General features: G+C 55.1%; 2 protein-coding genes and 1 pseudogene. All 3 read right to left on the reverse strand.

What is annotated here, in order from left to right:
• Positions 1-278: 278 nt before the first annotated feature.
• Positions 279-554 carry a hypothetical protein gene (locus tag PEP31012_RS23405; protein ID WP_150591602.1) on the reverse strand — a complete coding sequence of 92 codons (276 nt, stop codon included), beginning with the start codon at positions 552-554 and terminating at the stop codon, positions 279-281.
• A gap of 46 nt (positions 555-600) precedes the next feature.
• Complete coding sequence (locus PEP31012_RS23410) at positions 601-2,955, reverse strand: hemagglutinin repeat-containing protein (protein ID WP_246171450.1); 2,355 nt, start codon at positions 2,953-2,955, stop codon at positions 601-603.
• A gap of 252 nt (positions 2,956-3,207) precedes the next feature.
• Positions 3,208-5,237: pseudogene (locus tag PEP31012_RS23795) on the reverse strand (hemagglutinin repeat-containing protein); the annotation flags it as partial.

Below are 5,237 nucleotides of genomic sequence, written 5' to 3' on the forward strand. Positions count from 1 at the left end.
CCTTCGCCAAGCGCGCTGACGGCGCCACTGGCCGCCGCGTAACCTCGCAAGGCCGAAACGCGCGCATCGCCGCCGGAGTCGGCCGCCGCGCGAACCTGCCCAGCAACGTTCTGTATCGCGTCGATCACAGGCGACTTAACCGCCAACGTGAAGCCAGAACTCTTTGTCTTAAGTGCTTAAATTAAACCAACTGACCTTCTTGAATATGGGGGAATTCAATGCGTTCTTCGTTAACGCCCGCACTTGCTTTCTAGAATCCAATTCGACGGCCATTCGAGTTATTTTGATTCGAATGATCCATACATATCTTGCCCCGTAAGCTCGTTAACTCTTCGCAACAAATTTTCAAGTGATACATACTGTTGACTGCAATCCATTTTTTGTACTGCTAGCGACATACATTCCGACCGAAGGTGCGCGGAAAGCTCTAGCATGGCTGCCATAACATCGGCATCCTCTCTGGACTTGCTTAACACTTCGTTACCGATACGGTACGCGTCTTCGTACGCTCCGGCACGAACATTTTTCAGAATGCGGTCAGAAAGTTCACTCAAGTGCTACCTCCACTAATAACGTGCGATTCTCACTAAAACCACGTGGTCAGCGATTACCTTTTATTTCGCCGATCTTGTTCGCATTCGGATTCGTCCACTGGTTTCGGCTCGGCACCAACACCTGCTGTGCTCCGCCTGGTGCCGAGTATGTCCCTTGTTGAATAGGCGCGACTTTGCTCGTAAACACTTTCGGTTCGGCCCCGGGTAACGGTTTCATCGAATACACATCAAATCCCATCTGCGCCCCTCGAATAGCCTGCTCAGCCGGAAGGCCAAGCTTAGCCGCAATCTGTTCGGCGGAAAATTTTGATAGTGCGTCGAACTCAGCCCTAGTCACAAAGTATGGTGAATACGGCGTGACAACATCTCCGCTAAACATCCCTCGAGGAACAACTTTAATGAGCTCGGTATCGGCGTTCACGGCAAGCCGAGAAGGCAACGTTGTACCTGTTTGAATTAAGCCCGCGGCGAACTTTTCGGCATCTGGCAATGAAACTCCAGCATTGAGATATGCGCCGACAAGATCCTGAGCCTGAGTTGAGACCATTACACCGGCATCCGGCTGTATCCCTTGCGCACCAAATTTTTCGATCGCTGTATATGACTGCCTAGCTGCGTTATTAGCCCCGGCAATCTGTTGAACGGCCTGATTTTCCACGACTGCGCCAGCGACCGCCACCCCCATGCTCAAAGCAGCATAGGTATACGCCGCCGTTTTTGGACTTAAACCTAGGCTCTGTAGTGCCAGTTCGCCGTAGGTTGACGCGACATTGCCATTCACAAGTTGCGTAAATCCAGCTTTAGAGTAGTCGACGCTAGTGCCCGCAACAAGAGCTCCTGCGCCGCACGCTACAACGCTTGAGCAGCCAGCGCCAATGGCGGCGGCGGCAGTGGCAGCACCCATCATGCCTTGCACCGCGCCGACAGCGCGATTGCTGATCTGGAAGCGATCGAAATTGTCGTTCAGGCTATCTATTGTGGTATATCCGTCAAAGGCACCAGCCCGCTTCAACGTATTCTGCTCTGCCGTGAACTCCGCCCCGTCCATCTGCAACTGATGCAAAACGGACTTGCTCGGATCCCCATCTGGGACACCGTCGGCGCAGCGAACCAACGCACAACTCGCCGCGGCCAACCTGTATTGCTCCTCGGGCGATTTGTCTTTCTGCAGTTGCTTGAGTTTCTGCTCCTCCGTCGGATGCAATTGCCGATTAAACCGATCAGTATTGAACCCGGTAACCGCGCCCGAAGTCCCGCCCGCCACCGCACCTACCGCGGTACCTACACCCGTAGCCACAATCTGGCCTAATGCTTGATCGATATCGGCGTTGCCTGTTGGACTAGCATTCTTGATTTCGTTGCTTAACTCATTCAGCGCCCTGCCAAGCTTCGACGTCAGCCCTGCGCCCAACGCACCACCCAGCGCATTGCCCCCTCCGAGACCCGCCACGATCGCCCCACCAGCCGCGTGCATCGTTGCTCGATAGTCGCCGCCTTCGGACCAGTCTTTCGCTTCCTGTAAGTACTGAGCCTTCAACGCCGGATCGTTGGTCTTCTTCGCCAGCTCTCGCGCCTCATTGGCTTTCCTATCCGCATAAGTCCCGATGTCGCGCGCCACGGCCTCACCGGCTGCCGTCGCCGCTTGCATCAGACGCGACTGGTCGCTCAGCAAGTCCTGTAAATCAGGCGTGCGAGTTACCGTCCCATTCAAGTCAGCCGTATCGCGATTCAAACTCGCCAGATCCTGCCTCTGGTTCGCCTCGTCGGTCAGCGTGATCGTGCCTTCGCTTACGCCAGTGCGCGTCGTGGCCCGCTCGCTGCCGCTCTCCATTTGCGGCAACATCGGAGAAATCCCACCTGTGTTCTTGCCGGAGCTATTACCCGTCGTACGCTCGTTCGCACCGCCATTACCAACGGTGGCGCCACCACCGACACCGAAACTATTAGCGCTGTATTCCGAATGGTTCTCAATGTCGGAGAACGTCAACGTGGCTGTCGTCAGTTGATTCTTTGAAGGATCCGCCGTGCTCGCAATATAGGCACCCTTCAGATCGGTGTTACCCATCACGCCGACGTCAAACCCACCGCCGCCCGCCTGGATTCCTGATTGCTCCTCCACGCCCGCATAGTTGCCGCTCGCATTTCCGCGTGCATAGCTCGCGCTCCCCGACGCGCCTCCCATGCTGAGATTTATGCCACCGCCCATGCTCTGCTGATGCGCGGAACTCTCGCTCGCATCCTGCACACTGGCGATGTTCAGATCGCCGCCCACGCGAACAATGACTTTGTCGGCATTCAGATTGGCGCCGATAGCGCCACCCGCTGCATAGGCGAGATCTGGTTTGCAAATTCTGCTGATGCGGATCCTGGTTGATGCTTCATCGAATAAACATAACAACAAGCTGTGATCAACGAGTCGTTTGTTTAGCAGGTAAACACAGTTATGTGCTTCTCGTTTTTATCCAGGTCAGTAATGTGAGAAACATTGAAACAACAAGAGTAAGACGAATTATCGTCATAACGTCACTCCATTCCGGAAAGTAGCGTAGACCGCTGAAAGCGGCGTATACGTAGCCTCCGCCAAACCAAGAAATTGTAAAGGCCACGAGCCAAATGAAAGTAGAGTAAAAGAAAACCTTAGCTAATCGAAAAATCATTTTTTGTGTTCAGTTTTCTTTGTCTTATTTTGCGCGACTTCCTGCAACGCTCCGCCGGTGAATACGCCACCGATGGTTGCGGAACTATTTGGATTGAATACGTTGTAACCACTCCTCGACCAAACTCCGGGTTTCGCCCATGAGCTTGAATTTCCTATTGTGGGCCGCATAATTGAATTAATTGATTTCGCGGTTATCGATCCGGCATTGTATCCAATTGAACTAAATAATCCGCTGCTAATTGTATGTGTTAATATGCTTTCGTTTGTTCCGTGAATTAAATTATTAATTGTCGTCGTCGTTGCGCCACCGATCGCGTTAATAATCATGTTTCTAATCAATCCTCCAGACGCCCCAGCTACGCCAGTTACATACGCTCCGGCCACGTCCACGGGATTGATGTCACCGTTTTGAACATACTGCGAACCCGCATTGATGGCCGCGCTGATGACACCCGTGCCATTTGCCGATGCCGCCGCACTGGGGCCAAGTATCCCGCCCGTGCTAAAAATTGGCGTTCCGGGCAATGCCACCAAAGGGCCGCCTATTGCTATCGTTGCCGCGCCGGCTGCCGCTCCAATCGTCCCCTTCGCATAGGCGTCTCGATACGCTTGTTCGCGACTCATTGAATCCTTGATCGCTTGTCCTCCTGGCGTATTCATCCCAGTGCCGTTCGCGTAGTGCTTCGCATACATGTCGACGTTCGCCTTCTGCTCCGGTGTCGCAAAAAACATATACCCTGGCCCGCTGTTACCGTCAGCCGGCAACATGCCATGTGCTTGCCTCAGAAAGTCACTCGCGCGTTGGTTCCAGGTGGCCGGCGTACCGCTCTGCACTTGCAAATTTGCCTGCATTGTCAGTTCGTCTCGCGCCTGCTCGGGCGTCAATCCATATTTCTTCGCATACGCCGATTCCCGGTCGTTAATCCATTGCTTCTCATCCAGATGCAACTGCCGATTAAACCGATCAGTATTGAACCCAGTAACCGCCCCCGAAGTTCCGCCCGCCACCGCACCTACCGCAGTACCTACCCCCGTCGCCACAATCTGACCCAATGCCCGATCGACATCGGCGTTGCCCGTCGGACTGGCATTCTTAATTTCGTCACTCAGCTTGTTTAGCACTGGACCAAGCTTTGACGTCAGCCCCGCACCCAACGCACCACCCAGCGCATTGCCGCCCCCGAGACCCGCCACGATTGCCCCGCCTGCCGCGTGCATCGTTGCTCGATAGTCGCCGCCTTCAGACCAGTCTTTCGCTTCCTGCAAGTACTGCGCCTTCAACGCGGGATCGTCGGTCTTCTTCGCCAGCTTTAGCGCCTCATCGGCTTTCTTATCCGCATAAGTCCCGATGTCGCGCGCCACGGCCTCACCCGCTGCCGTTGCTGCCTGCATCAGACGTGACTGGTCGTTGAGCAGATCCTGTAAATCAGGTGTGCGAGTGACCGTCCCATTCAAGTCAGTAGTATCGCGATTCAAACTCGCCAGATCCTGCCTCTGGTTCGCCTCGTCGGTCAGCGTGATCGTGCCTTCGCTTACGCCAGTGCGCGTCGTGGCCCGCTCGCTGCCGCTCTCCATTTGCGGCAACATCGGAGAAATCCCACCTGTGTTCTTGCCGGAGCTATTGCCCGTCGTACGCTCGTTCGCACCGCCATTCCCAACGGTGGCCCCACCGCCGACACCAAAACTATTGGCGCTGTACTCCGAATGGTTCTCAATGTCGGAGAACGTCAACGTGGCTGTTGTCAGTTGATTCTTTGACGGATCCGCCGTGCTCGCAATGTAGGCACCCTTCAGATCGGTGTTACCCATCACGCCGACGTCAAACCCACCGCCGCCTGCCTGAATTCCGGATTGCTCCTCCACGCCCGCATAGTTGCCGCTCGCATTTCCGCGCATATAGTTCGCGCTTCCCGACGCACCTCCCATGCTGAGATTCATGCCACCGCCCATGCTCTGCTGATGCGCGGAACTCTCGCTCGTATCCTGCACGCTGGCGATGTTCAGATCTCCACCCACGCGCGCAA

It is taken from the genome of Pandoraea eparura (assembly GCF_902459725.1).
In the GTDB taxonomy this organism is placed as follows: Bacteria; Pseudomonadota; Gammaproteobacteria; order Burkholderiales; family Burkholderiaceae; genus Pandoraea; species Pandoraea eparura.